Consider the following 17,882-nt stretch of genomic DNA (forward strand, 5'->3'; position numbering starts at 1 on the left):
AATCAAGAACACATTACTAGTTTAAGATTGAAGTACATTCAAATTAACAAAGGACGCTACAATGAAATTAAATATAAACTTATTAATCGGCGCAAGCATTTTATCTCTCTCGTTACTTGCATCCGCCCAGGATGCCGAGGAAATAGTAGTTACCGGGCTTAGGGCGAATGATTACAACGAATTGCCTGCTATCACCTTTAGCAAGAAAGCGGACTTCCTGGTACAACAAGTTGAACTTATTAATGACAGTAGATCGCCAGATCTACGTAAAAGCGAAATTCTGCAAACTATTAAAAACTTAATTTCAGCATCCAAGAAAATTCGTGGAATAGAACTTTCATATGGTAAAGGGTTTTTATCGCCAATAAATCTGGACGATGAATCACTGCAAATATTGGATGACAAAAGATCCAGCGATACGAGCCACATTCAAATTTCCATAAAAATCGCCATCACAGAAAAAGAATCAGCCAAGGCAAAAATCGAGGAGCTTAAAAAATTCCTGAAAAACGCAAATCTGGTAGGAAGAACCGAAATTGAAAATAACGGCGACATCGGCTTAAGCATTGTAAGACCTGAACAATATCGCTCTGAAATACTATCGCTAATAGCAAAAGAAAACACCAAGCTTAAGGAATCATTAGGCAGCGGTTGTTACACAGAGAATGAAGGTCTTTCTGGTAGAGTTGCTTGGGATAGAACTGCCGTAGACGAGTTGGTTTTATATATTCGATATTCCACCAAAGTTGTGTGCAAATAAATAAGTGGCTACTTGCACTACATGTATTTTAAGAAAACCGGGAATATAGCAGCGGGCCCATGTCGTGGATATTATTGAAGAATACCAACGCCAACAATCATGGCGGAACTGGGAGAAATATCTTGAAGCGATTCCATTAGACGCAAACAACCGTGTTCTTGATTTGGGTTGTTCTATAGGCGGTGTTTCTAATTTATTTGCGCAACGGGTTGCTTCTGTAACAGGCATTGATTCGAATAGTGATTTTATAAATTACTGCAACGCCAACAAGCAACCCAACCAGAATTTTATTTGCAGCGATTTCGCAACAATTAATTATCGCGAGCTTTCACCAATTACCGGTGTGTGGGCAAGCTTTTCATTATCCTATTTGAAGAACCCCGCTGAAATTTTAGTATCACTGTATGATGCCTTGGAGCCCGGTGGCTGGATTGCGTTAGCAGATGTAAGTTGTTTTATTTCTGGAAACATGCTGCTGGACAGCAAGCATTACCAACGCGTAAGGGATTTTGAAATTGAATCTTTAAAACTCGGTTTATACGATTTTGATTTTGGTTCCAAGATGGAAAGCCTGCTTAAGCAAGTCGGTTTTAATATCATCTACGTCAATAATAATGTGACTGATGCGGAACTTAATTTTGACGGATCTTGTGAGCACCAGATTCTACTCAACTGGAAAGCACGGCTCGAGCGCATGCAAGGTTTGAAAAATAGATATCCAGCGCAGTATCCTGAAATCTGTAATGAGATAATTGGAAGCCTTGAATCTTCGAAACACTGCAAAGGTAATAATGTTCGTTTTGTTGTAGCCACAAAAACTTAAGGATAAGCTATATGCGCAAACCCATTATTTTATTGCCCGGTGCAGGGCGCGCTTATGATATGGGAACCATGTCTGCAGTATTTAAAGCTGATGGCGATGAAGCTAATGGCGCCTATTCAATATCTGAATGGTGGTTGGAGCCTTACTCGAAAGGGCCGGGCGCACATTCTCACCCGGAAGATGATATTTTTTATGTGCTTGAAGGGGTGATGAGTTTTTTAGTAGGCGATCAATGGACGGATGCACCCAAAGGTTCATTTGTGTTGGCACCCGGCGGAGTCACGCATGATTTTGAAAACCGCACTGATGTGCGTGCAGGCGCACTGAATATTTCTACTCCGGGAAATTTTGAGCAGCATATGCCATCTATAGTGGAGTGGTTTGAAAAAAATCCGCTGGGAACTACTCGCTAAAGCATTAAAAATGCTTGGCAAACATTAGCTGACAGGAGTTCTTATGATTGGGTTCAAAGCGCTAAGTATATTTACGGCGGCACTCGCGTTAATTTTATTTTTATCCTTATTGTTCGTACCTGAACCCATATTTTTTATCTTCCAACTTACCGAAACCGGCTCGGCCTTTTTTATTGCGCGCAGAGCTGCCATGTTGTTTCTTGGCATTGCGATTTTGAGTTGGCTAGGTCGTGCTCAGCCTCACTCACAATCGCGCCAATCGATTTGCATGGGATTAGGTGTAATGATGTTGGGACTCGCATGCCTGGGGTTATTTGAATACCTGCGAGGTTTTGCGGGGCCGGGTATAGGTTTAGCCGTCATCACTGAAGCGATAATTGGTGTCGCCTACTTAAAAATCTGGTTTGTACATCGCCAGTAATATGTTGGATTCACTCGCTTGCAGATGTCGCGGGGTCTGTATCAATTACATCTGCGCTGTGGACGGTTACGATTTTAATATCGCTCACCTCATTTGTTTTGCCGTAGGGCTTGGCGGCAGCTTTTACCCGTTTTTGCGCTTCTTCCTGCGTTAATACTTCTGAGTCAGTAATCACTTCCAAAGATTCTTTTTGGCCATCCAGTGTGTAGTCAATTACATAACGATGTTCCATTTTTTTACCCTCCGACGACACTTGGTCGCCTAAAACATTGACCGATGGAATTAGGATTTCTCGTTATCAATCTTACCTAAGCAAGCCAAACTCCATCGTTCGATAGCGTACGAAGGATATTTTTTTAAGCGCCGCAGGAAAACTTGATGCGCAAGCTGCTGACACCTTGCTGCAAATCACACTGGCTAATTTTTGGCCCTTCCAGCTTTTATCCAGCGCGACGTGGCTGAACATCTTGAGGATGTTATTCGTCCGAATAAGACTCAAAGCGCGTTCGAATAAACCCATCCAAACGCCGTCCCAATTCCCACTTTCATCATTTAAGTTCGAATAGGTTTATTCGGGCGCAGGCTTTTCGGTTTCCGTTAAGAATGCATCTACTCAGAGCTGCAATTAATAAAAGTGTTTTCCCAATACGGCGAAAACAAATAACTAACAGCAACGAGCGAGCAACCCAATAAAAACGCCCAAATTAAAAAATGAAAGTGCCCTCCAACGGCAATAACTATAAAAGCGGAGTCTCCATCATGCATAACATAGCCAAGCGCGGCCTACGGCTTAGCGCACTTAGTCTTATTACATCGGCAAGTATTCTCGGTCTGGTCGCCTGCGGCGGCGGTTCGTCTGGCGGCAGTAAAAGTTCTGCCAGCAGCGAAGCCAGTTCAAGCTCATCGAGTGTTGCTACTACCAGCAGCAGTTCGTCATCGTCTTCATCAGTCGATAACGAAGGCTTAACCCTGTTGCGCGCCGACGGTGCCAAGTGGGCGAAAGCCAGCGGCAAAGCGGTCAACTTGAAAGGCACCAACCTCGGCAACTGGTTGGTGCAGGAATTCTGGATGATGGGCCAGGGCGGCAACGGCGTTGTCGACCAATGCACCCTTGAAAACAAACTCACCGAGCGCTTTGGCTATGCCGAAAAAGAGCGTTTGATCAAACTTTTCCGCGACAGCTGGATGACTGAGCGTGACTGGGACCAGCTGCAAGCTTTCGGCTTTAATGTTGTACGTTTGCCGATTTTGTGGAGCGTGATTGAAGACGAGAAGAACCCGAAAACCTTGCGTGCAGATGCATGGCATTATCTGGATTGGAGTATTGCTGAAGCCAAGAAGCGCGGCATTTACGTAATCCTGGATTTGCACGGTGCTTTGGGCGGCCAAACGCCCAATGACCATACCGGTTGCTCTGGTCAAAACAAGTATTGGACCAATACCGAATACCAGGACCGCACCAAGTGGTTGTGGGAGCAAATCGCAACCAAATATAAAGATGAGCCTGTTGTAGCCGCTTACGATCCACTCAATGAGCCTTGGGGTTCAAGCGCGGAAGATATGGCGACCCGCGTGACCGAGCTGTACAACACCATCCGTAAGATTGACGATAAACACATCGTTATTTTGCCAAGCCATTACGGCAACATTGAAGTCTACGGCAACCCGGCAGCTAAGGGCATGACCAACGTTGCCTTTGAATTGCACCCCTACCCAGGTTTGTTTGGTGATCGTCCTAATGATACCCATTACGACATTCACCGCGACTGGTTACGCTGTGGCGCGTCTGGCACTGGCGGCGTGTGCGATTGGAATACCAAGATCACTGCGCTTAAAACCCCATTCCTCATGGGTGAATTCCAACCCTGGCAATCCGCTGGTTTGGAATTGGGCGGTAAGCTTGGCCGAGTAACTTATGACACCTATGCCAGCTACGGTTGGGCCTCTACCAGCTGGGCTTACAAGCTTGTAAGTGCGGCGGGCGGTTCAGGTAAAGGTACCTGGGGCATGGTTACTAACGCCGTTAACACCAATAACGATAGCGGTGTAGGCTTGGTTGCCAAGGCGAGCACCTGGGATTGCGCCAATTGGAACTCTACCTTTGCAGATGCCTGCGCCAAGAAAGCGACCACCATCAAAGTGGGCGGCACTGGCTCTAAAACCTACTACTTCGTCATCAAGAGCGGCGCCAACGCCGGTGCTAATCCTGACGTAGTGTTCGACAAAATCAGTATCGTGAATGATACGACCAAAGCCGAAATTATCAAGAACGGCAATTTTGGTGCTAACACAGACTGGACCACCCTGAGCATCAGCGGCAGCGAAAATCTGGACTTCAACTACAACGTAGCAGGTAAAACACCTGTTGGCAGTGAAGGCCCAGTTTTGCGTATCACACGTCCTGCTGGTGTAACGGGCGAAATCAACGGCGGCATTTACCAAGCCATCACCCTTGAAGGCGGCCAAAGCTATACCTTTAACGGTACATTCAAAGACAACGGTAGCGTAAATACCTGGGCTGAAATGTACTTGATCGACCAGGCTCCGGTAGCAGGTAAAGACGTTGTGGATATGACCGGCAAAGTCGATTTTGCGACCGCTTCTGTCGCCGATATCGAAAAACTCTTCAAGAGCTTTGCAACCCAGGGTTATGACGTACATTCCGGTTTGGCGAAATACCTGCCGTCTACGCCAACCACCATCTACACTTTACCTAAACGCCCAACGGGCCTGACGTTGGTTCAAGGCACTGGCAGTGTTGCACTCAATTGGACAGCAAACACTGAAAGCGACCTTACCGGCTACAAAGTTTATCGCGGTCTTACTCCAAGCAGCGGCACCTTGCTGGCTGATGGCGTGAAAACCAATACCTATACGGATTCAACCGCTGTAGATGGCACCACTTATTACTACACAGTTAGCGCAACTGATGCAGAAGATGAGAGCTATCGCAGTGATGAAGCCGCCAACAAAATTAACTACACCGCATTGCCCGCTAAAGTTGAAGCGGAACTTTACACATCAATGTCGGGTATTCAGTTAGAAGATTGTTCGGATGCCGGCGGTGGTAAAAACGTTGGTTACTTTGATCCCGATGATTACATCGAATTCAAAGTCAGCGTTGCCACTGCAGGAAATTTCGCCATTGATTATCGCCTTGCAACTGCAAACGGCAGCACCGGTGGTTTTGAAGTCCAGATCGACGGTGTGAAAGTTGATGCAATGACAGTACCTGTTACTGGCGGCTGGCAATCCTGGAAAACTTACACAGGTGCAACTTTTGCGATGACAGCGGGCAACCATACCTTGCGCTTCAAATCCATCGGCAAGGAATGGAATATGAATTATTTTGATGTGAAAGCTATTTAACAAACCGGGGGACGGGTGAAAGCCTGTCCTCTTCCAACATTTTTATTAACAAAACACAGAGAGCAAACGATGAAGAAAAATGTTTTTACCGCCGTGTCGCTGCTGGGCGCGTTAACGGCCAGTTCGTTAACTGCATACGCAGATGAACAACAAGCCGCTTTTTCTACCAGTGGTAAAAGCATTAGCGTTTATACCACCGCAAAAGATACCAATAAGCGCTTAACCTTAACGGATACTTTGAGTTTTGCTCCCGGCAAACAACCGCCGGAAACCGATATTTCTATTTTTGTAAACCCGGCAATTCGCTACCAAACCATGATCGGTATTGGTGGTGCAATTACCGATGCAGCGGCAGAAAGTTTTGCAAAATTAACACCGGCAAAACAACAAGAATTTTTAAACGCTTACTACAACAAAGACACAGGCATTGGTTACACCTGGGCGCGCACCACAATACACAGCTCGGATTTTAGTAGTGGCAGTTACACCTACATTAAAGAAGGCGATAAAAGCCTGAAAAGTTTTAGCATTAAACACGATCAAAAATATCGCATTCCCTTAATCAAAAAAGCTATTGAAGCTGCAGGTGGAAAATTACCACTCATGGCAAGCCCTTGGTCGCCACCAGCGTTTATGAAAACCAATAAAACCATGTTGCAAGGTGGAACACTTTTACCTGAGTACTACGATACCTGGGCGACCTACTACACCAAATTTATTAAAGCTTATGAAAAAGAAGGCATTCCAATTTGGGGTATTAGCGTTCAGAACGAACCTATGGCAAAACAAACCTGGGAATCCATGATTTACAGCGCAGAAGAAGAGCGCGACTTCTTAAAAAATCATCTCGGCCCGGTGATGAAAAAAGAAGGCTTGGGTGATAGACCTATTGTTATTTGGGATCACAACCGCGATTTAATCAATCAACGCGTAAATACTATTTTGGGCGATCCAGAAGCGGCGAAATACGCGTGGGGTATTGGTTATCACTGGTATGAGACATGGGCTGGCGGTCAACCCATGTATAAAAACGTTGCCGATGTTCACGCAGCTTATCCAGACAAGCCGTTAATGTTGACTGAAGCTTCTATCGAAAAATATTCATTCGACCGTTTGCAATACTGGCCCAACGGCGAGCGCTACGGCGATTCGATGATTAACGATTTGAATAACGGCACAGTGGCCTGGACTGACTGGAATATTTTGTTAGATGAAACCGGTGGCCCAAATCACGTTGGCAATTTCTGTTTCTCTCCATTGCATGTAATGAGCAAAACTGGCGAATTAGTTTATACACCCCCTTACTACTACATTGGCCACATTTCCAAGTTTGTTCAACCTAAAGCTCAACGTGTGAGCGCTGTTGCGAGCAGAAGTAATTTGTTAACCACATCATTTCTCAATGCGGATAACAAAATGGCAACTGTGGTGATGAACCCAACGGATAACGAAGTGACTTACAACTTGTTCGTAGGCACTGATAAATCTGTAGTGAAGATTCCAGCGCACGCCATACAGACATTAGTTTATTAATTTTTTTCGCTGTTGTTTTATGTTTTACCGTTTGAAATAACCTCTGATATTTTTTGCTGTGCGTGCAGGCATAGCAAAAAATTCAGAGGCTTGTAATGTTTTCGCTGTTGTTCTCCCTTTGCCGTTTACATAATTTATGTAAACGGCTTTTTTATTTCTGGGAGGGGAAAAATAGAAGGGTGTTATTGCTTAGCCAAAAGCAAATGATTATCCACAATAAATTCTTTGGCGCCGCTAATGCCGTGACAGTAATAATAGTAATTTGTTACCTGCTCGCTTAATGCATCAAAATCATTAAACAATACAGTGGCTGGTAAATCACACTGCAAACGTCCCGGTTCCTTAGAAGCTTCCGCAGCAGTAATGCGCTCATGATCAGGCGGGTGGCTATCCCAGAAATTGGTTTGGTCTTCATGCAGGTCTTCTTCAATGCGCTTTAACATATCCGCAGGGTATTCGTTAAACACATGCATAATCGCAGCGGGAATGTTGCGCAGCAATTTATCTTTTTCATGCAGCGCCTGATAATTTAATTCCATTGCATTGTGCCAGGCGTAAGAAAGCTTACGAATATTTAAAGTATTGGCTTTTACATATTGGCTTCCTATCAATTGGGTTTCATAACAGTCTGCATCGAACTCCATATTGCGTGACATGGATGAGGTTAGCTTAATACTTAGCTTGTACAAAAAAGCAAATAAATAGCGCACGGCTAAAATCATCATTTGCGCAAAGAAAATACAAGCTTGCGCTACGCCATTATCATAAGTTTCTTGCCAGCGAGCCAAACGCGCATGCCATTCGTCTTGCCCAAATGCGCATTCACCTAACCAACGATTAACGTAATTAACCCACATATTTGTTGTCATAGCAGAGCGCTGTGCAAAGTGACCAAACTCATGCGCAATTACGCCGAGCAATTGCTGAACGGTGCTACCGGCTACCAACGACAAACCAATCACCAAGCGCAACTTTCCCTGCTGCAAACTGAGTAAACCATTGACCGGTCCCGCAGCGGCATTTACATCGGGAATCAATTCAATATATTGCGGTGCAGGCACACCAATGGCATGAGCCATTTGATCAATCGCAGCGTAGAAACGTTTATTCTTTTTTCGATCAAGCATAAAAGGTTTGGGCCGATTACCCTGCGGCCAGAGCGGATAAATTAAAAATAAAATCAGGATAGTCCCAACAAAAGCTGGTACTACATAAGTAAGCAATTGCCACCATAAACCGCCGCGCCCAACGATATGGAAACTACCAAACATGTGTTGGCGGCCTTCATGGAAATACCACCATAAACTCCATGCACTGCCCGATAAAATGCCAAAATAAATCAGCGGGCCAATTAGCGATGCAACAACCACGAGCAGTAGCGATAACTTGTAACTACTCGATACCTTAACGGCCTTGAAGGGTGTACTAAAGGTTTTCTCCAACAGTGCGTACACATCTTGCGCCGGCTTTTGAGCTTGCTGCTCTTCAACTGGCAGTTCAACGTCATAAGACTGGATATTCACTAACAACCCCACCCTGGCAAAACGCTCTTGTAGCTCCAGAGCTTTACTGTAATCCAGTTCCTTTTTGATGATGACCTTTTTAGTAAGCAGCACATTTGCTTGTTGCTCACTCATTTTCATATCTTTTAATGCCGCAATCACATCTGCTGGCTGGGCTGAAGAATGAATACTGGCCGAGGATAAAACGCGATATTTTTTTGCCATTTTATAGTTCCATCTTTCCTTTTAGTTCATTTTATTGGTAGCAACAGGGTAAAGAAATTAGCCGTTCTGCCGAAACTTATTTTTATGAATGTTTTTATGAATGTGTAGCCAAGCTAAGCCGATGAGTCCATGTTCCAGGCACTGATGCAGTTGTCGCAGCCCGGCAGCCTGTTGGCTATTAGTGATCCACCTAAAGAGTGTAATAAGTCTTTGATTTTTCGCCAGCTGGAACCACTTTGTTGTAATAGCCACAATCAACAGCTAGGATTAGCTGACCGGTTAAAAAACAACCTTCACCTGAATAAGAATAAATCCTGACCCTATGAAAAATTATCTACCTTGGGGCTTTGCGCTCGCGAACTTTTTAATTGTCATTAGCGCACTAAGCTTTAGCTTCACCAGTATTGTTTTGGGCGCCCTGGCCTCAGGCTTAACTCTGGCTGCTGTCCATTTCGCAAAATTTTCTCATGCACAAGGGGATGAAACACAAGGCGCCAATAAGGATTCTTTTAGCAGCGCTAAGATCAAGGGCGTGCAAAATATCAGTACTGCTGCAACTTCAATTGCAATTGGTGGTGCAACCCTTTCCAGTTTTTTGGAGAAACTGGCGTCATCGTTAAGTAAACAAGTAGAACACGCTAAAGAAATCGCCGAGCGGATTGGCGCGCTCGAATCCAGTAACAATCAGCTCACCGCTAAAATTGACCAGGCCCAAGCCCAGGGCCAGGAAGCCTATGAGTTAACCCAAAAGAGCCACCAACATTTGAGTGTGGTGACGCAGCAACAGCAAACCCTCAACACCCAAATTGCGGAAACCAGTGCGTTACTCGCAAAATTCCAACAGCAAGCCCATTCCATTAGCGCAATTACCGAAGTTATTAATCAGCTAGCCAAGCAAACCAATTTACTTGCGCTCAATGCCGCGATTGAAGCTGCACGCGCAGGCGAACAAGGCAGAGGCTTTGCGGTAGTGGCCGATGAAGTGCGCAACCTCGCCTACAAAACGGCGCAAGCAACCCAGAATATTGAACAGTTGGTTACTGAAATTACCCACGATAGTTCCGCCTCTGTAGCAGCAATGGATTCTGTTGTGAAATCCGGCGAGCAAATGAACCAATCCATTCAGGAAGTTGCAGGCTTTATCAAAACCGCATCCGCCAATAGCAGCGAAGCATTTAATTCCATGAATGTGGTAACCCATATTATTCGCGAGCATGAACAAACTAATTCCGGTATTTTTGCCAACGCTGAAAATTTGCATCATTCAATTTTGTCCGTGGATAAAGAGCTGGAAAGTACCTCGGAAAAAATTCTCAGCCTGACCAACCAAACCGAGGGTATCTTCCGCCATTTGCATTTATTCGAACTGGGGGATCGCAACAGTCAGGTCATGAACATTGCTATATCGACCGCCAAACAAATTGGAGAACTGTTTGAAGATGCGATCAGGCGCGGCGCAATTTCCGAGCGCGACTTATTTGATTTTAATTACAAAGCGGTACCCAACACCAAACCACAAAAGTTCACCACCGGTTTTGATAGTTTTACTGATAAACATTTGCCGGCAATTCAAGAACCCATTTTGACCGCCAATAGCTTTATTGTGTTTGCTGGCGCAGTGGATATTAACGGTTATTTTCCCACGCATAACCAAAAATTTAGCCAACCACTAACCGGAAATTATGAAAAAGATTTAGTCAGCAGCCGCACCAAGCGAATCTTTAATGACCGCACCGGGTCGCGCTGCGGAAAAAACATAGAAATCTTTTTGCTACAAACTTACAAGCGTGACACCGGCGAAGTGATGCACGATCTTTCCAGCCCCATTTATGTCAATGGAAAACACTGGGGTGGATTTAGAATTGGTTATCTCGCTCAAATTTAAACGCGAATAAAAAAAGCCCGGCTCAGGTAACTCAGCCGGGCTTTCTTCTTAATACCATTAATTAATGATGATAAACCACTGACTCACCAGAATGTGCCATGCGTTCGAGCGCGTCTATCAAGCGCGAGCTGGCAGTTTCCATGCGTCTTACTGCAGACACAGTTGCATCAGAATTGCCACGGCTATTAGCTTCAAACACAGCGGCTACTTCGCGCTGTAAAGTTTCTTGCGCGTCATCAATTTCTTTTTTGCCACTTAAAGGAGAATTCGATGTTTGAAAGTCCCGCAAACTTTCGCTCGATAATCCAAATAGCACGCGATAAACGCGAAATTTATATAAAAGATGATCGACCTTGGCAACTTCGCACAAACTGCGCAGTGAAGCAGCCGTGGTTGTACGTTCGGAAATTTTTGCGATATCCAAAATATGGCTAATAGTTTTTGCGGCTTCAGCACCATCGCTACTGAATGAATCGGCTTGCTGCGCAAAAGAAACAATTTGTTCACGGCTTGCGGCACTGTCTTCACGCATTTGGCTTACCAGTGCAGAAATTTCGCCAGTGGCTTGCGCGGTACGTTGCGCAAGGCTGCGCACTTCGTCAGCTACTACCGCAAACCCTCGCCCTTGTTCGCCAGCACGCGCCGCTTCAATTGCCGCATTTAACGCGAGCAAGTTAGTTTGGTCGGCAACGCCTTTAATTAAATTCACAATGCCACTAATTTGTTGCGCACGGCTATCCAACTCACCTACGCGAGTTGCAGAGACTTGCGAATCAGTTGCGAGTTTTCCCAAGTGACCGGAAATTAAACTCACTGCGGTGCTGCAACTGGCGGAGGTTGCTTGCATATCGGCAGCGCGTTCTTTTTCATCGCGCATGTTGGCAGCAAAGCCACCCAGGCTACCTTGAATTGCGGTGATGGATTCACCCATTGATTGCAATTGGACAAGCAAATCTTTAACGCGTAACAATTCCAGCTTGTCACCGTTTACATTCTTGCGCAGCTTTTCGAGTTCCTGGTTAGCTGCCGATAATTCGGTATCGCGGGTATTCAGGGCGCGGCGCAGCGTAGAAATTTCTTCTTGTGCGGCCATAAGTTCTTGTTTATTAAAGCCAAACATGGATGAATCCTTGAGCGTTAAAGTTTTAGACTTGTTTTGTCGCGGGCTTTTGCCGCGCTGTATAGCTAAGCCTAGTCTATAAATTCACCAGCACGAGAAAACTTTTTGTTGTAGTCATTTCTGATACAGATTCAAAAAACCGGGTAACAGCCAAAATAAAAAAGCCGACAACCAAAGTTGTCGGCTTTTTTTAAAGCTTCCCAAAAAGAACTGGAGTTCTATCCCTGCAAGAACACCTTGGAACTGGTGGGGCGCGCAAATACGTTAGCACCAACACTTAAATCCAGCGAGCGCTCGTGTGAACGAGGGAGCTCAACATGAATCACGTCATCGCTTAAATTATTTTTAAGCTCTATACGCAATACTGATCCCGCCGTGCTCACATGAGAAATGGTTGCCGGAATTGAACCTTCGCTATTGTCTTGCGTTAGTTCAATGTCATGCGGTCTTACATAAGCCACTGCCGTCCGGTTGTTGATGCCATTAAATTCCGGTGCAGGCAATTTGTAGTCGCCAATGTGCGCCCAACCATTTTCTACGCGGCTGTGAAATAAATTCACCTGACCGATAAAATCGTACACAAAAGGGCTTGCCGGATTGTTGTAAATATCATCTGGCGAACCGATTTGTTCGATCTTGCCTTTGTTCAACACAACGATACGGTCGGCCACTTCCATGGCTTCTTCCTGATCGTGAGTTACGAAGATAGAAGTGATATGCAATTCGTCGTGCAAACGACGCAACCAGCGACGCAAATCCTTACGCACTTTTGCATCGAGTGCACCGAAAGGTTCATCCAGTAATAATACTTTTGGTTCAACCGCCAGCGCACGCGCCAAGGCAATACGTTGACGTTGACCGCCAGACAATTGATGCGGATAGCGATCAGCCAACCAATCCAACTGCACGAGTTTTAACAATTCGTGTACGCGACGTTTGATTTCTTCTTTACTTGGGCGCGTTTCTTTCGGGCGAACGCTCAAACCAAAAGCCACGTTATCAAACACGGTCATGTGGCGGAACAAGGCGTAATGCTGGAATACGAAACCAACGTTACGCTCACGCACGTGAACATCAGTTGCGTCTTCACCGTGGAATAAAACACTGCCGTTATCCGGGTTTTCTAAACCGGCGATGATGCGCAGCAGAGTTGTTTTGCCGCATCCTGATGGACCGAGTAATGCTACCAATTCACCCGTAGGAAAATCCAGGGATACATTGTTCAGCGCGGTAAAGTTGCCGAAGGTTTTGTGTAGGTTACGAACTTCGATGCTCATAATAATTTCTCAAAAAATAAACTAATTCTATTTACTGGCACCAAATGGGTCCCTTGCGAGTTCCCCGAGCACTGGAGGAAAATTTGCGCAAAACAAACCGGACGTTTGTTTTAGTGGCACCGCGACAAGGATGTCGCGTTGCCACGGCGTGAATTTTCCGAAGCGCGCAGGAAACAGGAACGAACAGGGTGTCTTTTCTTTTGGTTACTTTTCTTTGGACAAGCAAAGAAAAGTGACTCGCCAACAGGCGAAAAAATCACTCATTTACTGCGCCTGTGCAGTCCTAACTGCCAACTCATGCTCTCGCGCTGCCTTCCATTCCAACGCGCTCTTTAATACCAAAGTAACTAATGCCAAAAGCGCTAACAAAGATGCAACAGCAAAGGCGGCAGCAAATTGATACTCGTTATACAAAATTTCAATATGCAGTGGCATGGTGTTGGTTTGGCCGCGAATTTTTCCGCTCACTACACTCACCGCACCGAACTCACCCATAGCACGCGCGTTACATAAAATAATTCCGTATAGCAAACCCCACTTAATCGACGGCAGGATTACGCGGAAAAACATTTTCCAACCACTTGCACCTAAAGTAATTGCCGCTTCTTCTTGCTCTTTGCCTTGCTCTTGCATAAGCGGGATTAATTCGCGTGCAATAAATGGGAAAGTAATAAATACCGTTGCCAATACAATTCCCGGTACTGCGAACATAATGCGAATATCGTGATCCATTAACCAATGGCCAAACACGCCTTGTGCACCAAACAACAACATGTAAATCAAACCGGCAATGACCGGTGAAACAGCAAAGGGTAAATCAATTAAAGTGATTGCTAATTGCTTGCCGCGGAATTGGAATTTTGCAATTGCCCAAGCTGCTGCCAAACCAAATATCACATTGAGCGGCACTGCAATTGCGGCAGCGATCAATGTTAATTTAATCGCATGTGCTGCAGCAGGTTCTGTAATCGCGGCAAAGTAAACTTCAGCACCTTTACTAAAAGCTTCAACAAATACGACGACCAAAGGCAAAATTAAAAACAATGTTAAAAACAGTAGCGAAACTGCAATTAACGTGTAGCGAATCCAAGGCGCCTCTGTAGTCGCGCCTTGAACGCGTGCAGCGCTACTGCTATGTAAATTAGAAACTATACCGCCCATGATTAACCCCCGGTTCTCTTGTGGCTCCAATGCTGGAGCAAGTTAATCAATAACAACAAAATAAAAGAGAACAGCAACATCACACTACCTAATGCTGCAGCACCGGCGTAATCAAATTGTTCCAATTTAGTCATAATTAATAGTGGGGTAATTTCAGTGCGATAAGGCATGTTGCCGCTGATAAAAACCACCGAACCGTATTCACCAATGGCACGCGCGAACGAAAGCGCAAAGCCAGTTAAAAGTGAAGGTAAAAGCGCAGGGAAAATAATGCGTTTGAAAGTTTGCCAGCGGCTTGCACCTAAACTTGCAGCAGCTTCTTCCACTTCGGCTTCCAAATCTGCAAGCACGGGTTGCACGGTGCGCACCACAAAGGGCAAACCAATAAATGTCAGCGCAATGGTTACACCAATCCAGGTGTAAGCAATTTTAATATCGATCAATGCAAAATATTGCCCGACTAAACCATTGGGCGCATAGATTGCAGTGAGCGCAATACCGGCGACAGCAGTCGGTAATGCAAAAGGTAAATCGACAATCGCATCGACAATGCGTTTACCGGGAAATGTGTAACGCACCAACACCCATGCGACGATCAAACCGAAAAATAAATTCAGGGTTGCACCAATTAGCGATGCACCAAAAGTCAAACGATAACTCGCCAAAGCGCGGCGATTGGTAATTACATCCCAAAGCTGATCCAGTGGCATTTCAAAACTTTTTACCACTAATGCCGCCAGGGGTATAAACACAATAAGGCTTGCGTACAGGGTTCCAAAACCCAACGACAAGCCAAAACCAGGAAGTACAGATTTTTGTAACCAAGGTTGTTTTTTCTGAGACGCCTGTTGTGGTAGCGGCTCTATTAATGTTGAAGCACTCATTTAAAAAATCTCGTCAGTACCTGTGGTCAGGTAACTCTTTGAAAGCGACCTTTATTGAAAAACCAGTTGAAAAATCGCTCGCACTGAGTGCGAGCGATGCGGTGCTATTACTGATAAATCTTGTCGAAGATCCCGCCATCACCAAAGTGTTCTGGCTGTGCTTTTTTCCATCCACCAAATTCTTCAATCGTGAACAATTCAATTTTAGGGAACTTGCTACCGTATGCAGCCAATACTTCTTTGTCGCGTGGACGGTAGTAGTTTTTGGCGATAATGTTTTGACCTTCTTTGGTGTAGAGATATTTCAAATATTCTTCTGCAACCTGGCGAGTGCCATGTGCATCTGCATATTTATCTACAACAGTAATTGATGCTTCAGCCAAAATAGAAACCGATGGAACTACGATTTCAACTTTATCTGGACCCAATTCGTTTACCGCGAGAAACGCTTCGTTTTCCCAGGTTAACAATACATCGCCAATACCGCGTTGCACGAAAGTAGTGGTTGAGCCACGCGCACCCGAATCAAGTACTGGTACGTTTTTAAACAGACTTTTTACAAACTCTTGCGCGGCTTGGTCAGAACCTAATTTCTTTTTAGCAAAACCCCAGGCTGCCAAATAGTTCCAGCGAGCACCGCCAGATGTTTTTGGGTTTGGAGTAATAACTTCAACATTTTTCTTGATCAAATCATCCCAGTCTTTGATTTTTTTCGGATTGCCTTTGCGAACAAGGAATACGATAGTCGAGGTGTATGGCGCACTGCTTTGTGGTAAACGTGTTTGCCAATCTTCTGGAATCAATTTGCCAAATTTGAACAGTGGATCAATATCGCCCGCCAACGCAAATGTCACTACGTCTGCTTGCAAACCGTCAATTACCGCACGTGATTGCGCACCTGAACCACCGTGTGACTGTTCAACTTTTACAGTGTCACCGGTTTTTGCTTGCCAATATTTATTAAAGGCCGTGTTGTATTCACGATAAAGTTCGCGCGTTGGATCGTAGGATACGTTTAAGAGTTTTACCTCTTTCGCAACGGCACCCGCTGAGAGCAACAAGGCACCCGTAAGGATCGCTATTTTCTTAATTGCATTCATGGTTTTAGTTCCTGAAGAATGACATTTATATAGGCTAAGTTTGTTACAGCTTCCGGCAATTTATGTGGTCGCCGGAAGCTCAGCCCTCACAGGCACACAACTTAGAATTTAAAATCTAACCCAAGTGCGAAAGTTTTATCTTCAGTTGCTTCGGTACTGATTTTCTCATCGCCTTCTGCTTTAACGCTGGCGTAGTAAGTGAACAAACGCGCGGCATCGCTAAGTTTGTAATCAAGACCTACAGCAACTGCATCAGCCTCAACGTCTTTGTAAGCAGCGTTGGTTGGTGTAGTTGTAGAGCTACCTACCTGAAGTTTTGCAGTCCATGGACCAGCAATTTTCCAGTTGGCATTCAATACAAAACCGTCTTGCTCTTTAAACGCATTGCCTGCGGCACCATCCCATTCAGACAACAGCGTCAAACCGTTTTGTGCGCCCAAAGTAGTACCGTTAGTACCTACGAAAGTTGAGAAAGCTTGCAAGCTGTCGATTGCTTCATGACGTTCTGCTTTTTGGTAAATCGCACCCAATTTGACTGGGCCTAAAGTCACTTCACCCACTGCGCGGAATGCATCGGTGGTCAATACGTTGGTTTCGTAAGCTGCACCCACGTACCACTTGGCTTTGCCGTATACAACGGACAAAGACTTACCAGCAGCAAAACCATCATCGTTTTGTGGCTTGCTCGCACTTTCGTACACGCCGGTTTCTTCTGACTGGATGGCTGCAAAGTTAATTTCCAAGCCGCCCAACAAAATTGGAGAGGTGTATTGGATTACGTTATCAGGACGGTTCTCACCAACCAGGTAAGTACCAATATCGGCCAAAGGCGCGTCGTTGAATTGGTCGATGTCAGTCTTTAATACGCTGTTGGTTTGCAAGGTTTTCAATGGGGTATCGTTCTTACCCACAAGTACTTGACCCCAATCGCCACGAACACCACCGAAGATATTACGTTGGGTCAATTCACGGCCGTTGCTGTTAGTACCGTTATCTACGTCAATACCGTATTCAACGCGGTAAAACACAGTTAAATCGTTGGCTGCACCGAAGTCACCCTGGATACCAAAGCGTGAACCAGTACTTTCAATAGCGCTGGTGTCCAGTTCTGTTGTAACACCCGTAGCACCAATGTGCTTGTAAGTGGTGGCTCCAGGTGCGGTTAATCCAAAATTGATTTTTTCCAAATCGTATTGGCTAGCGGTCAAATAGACCTTGCCGTACAAGGTTGGAAAGCCAGCTGATGCAGTAGTAGAAATCAACGCACCAACAGCCAAAGGTAAAAGTTTTGCTGCAAATTTTACTGATCGGTTAGCCGATCCAGATTGTTTTAGAAATGACATGCCAAGCTCCAAAGTGTAGTCATATCACTTCCGGTAGTCCGGTCAGTGCTTTTCAGTGTGTGTTTT

General features: G+C 45.1%; 14 protein-coding genes and 1 pseudogene. 7 read left to right on the forward strand and 8 right to left on the reverse strand.

Annotated elements, in window-relative coordinates; translation table 11 throughout:
- The first annotated feature begins 61 nt into the window (after positions 1 to 61).
- The 4 genes from IE104_RS15180 to IE104_RS15195 all read left to right on the forward strand — a co-directional run bounded on the left by IE104_RS15180 (position 62) and on the right by IE104_RS15195 (position 2,417).
- Complete coding sequence (locus tag IE104_RS15180) at positions 62 to 760, forward strand: hypothetical protein (RefSeq protein ID WP_189420065.1); 699 nt, start codon at positions 62 to 64, stop codon at positions 758 to 760.
- 64 nt (positions 761 to 824) lie between these two features.
- Positions 825 to 1,583, forward strand: a complete 759-nt coding sequence (locus IE104_RS15185) for a class I SAM-dependent methyltransferase (RefSeq protein WP_189420066.1) — start codon at positions 825 to 827, stop codon at positions 1,581 to 1,583.
- Positions 1,584 to 1,594: 11 nt separating this feature from the next.
- On the forward strand, positions 1,595 to 1,996 hold the full coding sequence (locus tag IE104_RS15190; protein ID WP_229837983.1) for a cupin domain-containing protein: 402 nt from the start codon (positions 1,595 to 1,597) through the stop codon (positions 1,994 to 1,996).
- A 43-nt stretch (positions 1,997 to 2,039) separates the two neighbouring features.
- On the forward strand, positions 2,040 to 2,417 hold the full coding sequence (locus IE104_RS15195) for a hypothetical protein (RefSeq protein ID WP_189420067.1): 378 nt from the start codon (positions 2,040 to 2,042) through the stop codon (positions 2,415 to 2,417).
- 10 nt (positions 2,418 to 2,427) lie between these two features.
- Here the strand turns inward: IE104_RS15195 and IE104_RS15200 are convergent, their stop codons facing one another.
- Positions 2,428 to 2,649, reverse strand: a complete 222-nt coding sequence (locus IE104_RS15200; protein ID WP_189420068.1) for a hypothetical protein — start codon at positions 2,647 to 2,649, stop codon at positions 2,428 to 2,430.
- Between the two features lie 527 nt (positions 2,650 to 3,176).
- Between IE104_RS15200 and IE104_RS15205 the strand changes: the two genes are divergently transcribed.
- Together IE104_RS15205 and IE104_RS15210 are read left to right on the forward strand one after the other, a co-directional pair.
- Positions 3,177 to 5,786 carry a cellulase family glycosylhydrolase gene (locus IE104_RS15205; protein WP_189420069.1) on the forward strand — a complete coding sequence of 870 codons (2,610 nt, stop codon included), beginning with the start codon at positions 3,177 to 3,179 and terminating at the stop codon, positions 5,784 to 5,786.
- Between the two features lie 69 nt (positions 5,787 to 5,855).
- Positions 5,856 to 7,319: a glycoside hydrolase family 30 protein gene (locus tag IE104_RS15210; RefSeq protein ID WP_189420070.1), complete on the forward strand. Its 1,464-nt coding sequence runs from the start codon at positions 5,856 to 5,858 to the stop codon at positions 7,317 to 7,319.
- Between the two features lie 182 nt (positions 7,320 to 7,501).
- On the opposite strand, the gene IE104_RS15215 is transcribed toward IE104_RS15210, so the two are convergent.
- Positions 7,502 to 9,046, reverse strand: coding sequence for a M48 family metallopeptidase (locus IE104_RS15215; protein ID WP_189420071.1), 1,545 nt, complete (start codon positions 9,044 to 9,046; stop codon positions 7,502 to 7,504).
- Positions 9,047 to 9,368: 322 nt separating this feature from the next.
- Here IE104_RS15215 and IE104_RS15220 point away from each other — a divergent pair, with 322 nt between their 5' ends.
- A complete protein-coding gene (locus IE104_RS15220) occupies positions 9,369 to 10,931 on the forward strand; it encodes a methyl-accepting chemotaxis protein (protein WP_189420072.1) in 1,563 nt (520 codons plus the stop codon).
- A gap of 61 nt (positions 10,932 to 10,992) precedes the next feature.
- Here the strand turns inward: IE104_RS15220 and IE104_RS19220 are convergent.
- The 6 genes and pseudogenes from IE104_RS19220 to IE104_RS15250 form a co-directional block, all read right to left on the reverse strand.
- Positions 10,993 to 11,631: pseudogene (locus IE104_RS19220) on the reverse strand (methyl-accepting chemotaxis protein); the annotation flags it as partial.
- A 638-nt stretch (positions 11,632 to 12,269) separates the two neighbouring features.
- Positions 12,270 to 13,328 carry a sulfate/molybdate ABC transporter ATP-binding protein gene (locus tag IE104_RS15230; RefSeq protein WP_189420075.1) on the reverse strand — a complete coding sequence of 353 codons (1,059 nt, stop codon included), beginning with the start codon at positions 13,326 to 13,328 and terminating at the stop codon, positions 12,270 to 12,272.
- 264 nt (positions 13,329 to 13,592) lie between these two features.
- Positions 13,593 to 14,489: a sulfate ABC transporter permease subunit CysW gene (gene cysW / locus IE104_RS15235; RefSeq protein WP_189420076.1), complete on the reverse strand. Its 897-nt coding sequence runs from the start codon at positions 14,487 to 14,489 to the stop codon at positions 13,593 to 13,595.
- Positions 14,490 to 14,491: 2 nt separating this feature from the next.
- On the reverse strand, positions 14,492 to 15,373 hold the full coding sequence (gene cysT / locus IE104_RS15240) for a sulfate ABC transporter permease subunit CysT (RefSeq protein ID WP_189420078.1): 882 nt from the start codon (positions 15,371 to 15,373) through the stop codon (positions 14,492 to 14,494).
- Positions 15,374 to 15,480: 107 nt separating this feature from the next.
- Positions 15,481 to 16,473 carry a sulfate ABC transporter substrate-binding protein gene (locus IE104_RS15245; protein ID WP_189420080.1) on the reverse strand — a complete coding sequence of 331 codons (993 nt, stop codon included), beginning with the start codon at positions 16,471 to 16,473 and terminating at the stop codon, positions 15,481 to 15,483.
- 101 nt (positions 16,474 to 16,574) lie between these two features.
- The gene (locus IE104_RS15250; protein WP_189420082.1) at positions 16,575 to 17,816 is read right to left on the reverse strand and encodes a porin; all 1,242 of its coding nucleotides are present in this window, start codon (positions 17,814 to 17,816) and stop codon (positions 16,575 to 16,577) included.
- Positions 17,817 to 17,882 lie beyond the last annotated feature (66 nt).

The sequence above is a fragment of the Cellvibrio zantedeschiae genome (assembly GCF_014652535.1).
GTDB lineage: Bacteria > Pseudomonadota > Gammaproteobacteria > Pseudomonadales > Cellvibrionaceae > Cellvibrio > Cellvibrio zantedeschiae.

Coding starts and splice junctions, on each gene's coding strand:
- IE104_RS15195 (WP_189420067.1), top strand. CDS start 2,040: ATGATTGGGTTCAAAGCGCTAAGTATATTTACGGCGGCACTCGCGTTA.
- IE104_RS15210 (WP_189420070.1), top strand. CDS start 5,856: ATGAAGAAAAATGTTTTTACCGCCGTGTCGCTGCTGGGCGCGTTAACG.
- IE104_RS15230 (WP_189420075.1), bottom strand. CDS start 13,328: ATGAGCATCGAAGTTCGTAACCTACACAAAACCTTCGGCAACTTTACC.
- cysW (WP_189420076.1), bottom strand. CDS start 14,489: ATGGGCGGTATAGTTTCTAATTTACATAGCAGTAGCGCTGCACGCGTT.
- IE104_RS15205 (WP_189420069.1), top strand. CDS start 3,177: ATGCATAACATAGCCAAGCGCGGCCTACGGCTTAGCGCACTTAGTCTT.
- IE104_RS15220 (WP_189420072.1), top strand. CDS start 9,369: ATGAAAAATTATCTACCTTGGGGCTTTGCGCTCGCGAACTTTTTAATT.
- IE104_RS15200 (WP_189420068.1), bottom strand. CDS start 2,649: ATGGAACATCGTTATGTAATTGACTACACACTGGATGGCCAAAAAGAA.
- IE104_RS15190 (WP_229837983.1), top strand. CDS start 1,595: ATGCGCAAACCCATTATTTTATTGCCCGGTGCAGGGCGCGCTTATGAT.
- IE104_RS15180 (WP_189420065.1), top strand. CDS start 62: ATGAAATTAAATATAAACTTATTAATCGGCGCAAGCATTTTATCTCTC.
- IE104_RS15250 (WP_189420082.1), bottom strand. CDS start 17,816: ATGTCATTTCTAAAACAATCTGGATCGGCTAACCGATCAGTAAAATTT.
- IE104_RS15215 (WP_189420071.1), bottom strand. CDS start 9,046: ATGGCAAAAAAATATCGCGTTTTATCCTCGGCCAGTATTCATTCTTCA.
- cysT (WP_189420078.1), bottom strand. CDS start 15,373: ATGAGTGCTTCAACATTAATAGAGCCGCTACCACAACAGGCGTCTCAG.
- IE104_RS15245 (WP_189420080.1), bottom strand. CDS start 16,473: ATGAATGCAATTAAGAAAATAGCGATCCTTACGGGTGCCTTGTTGCTC.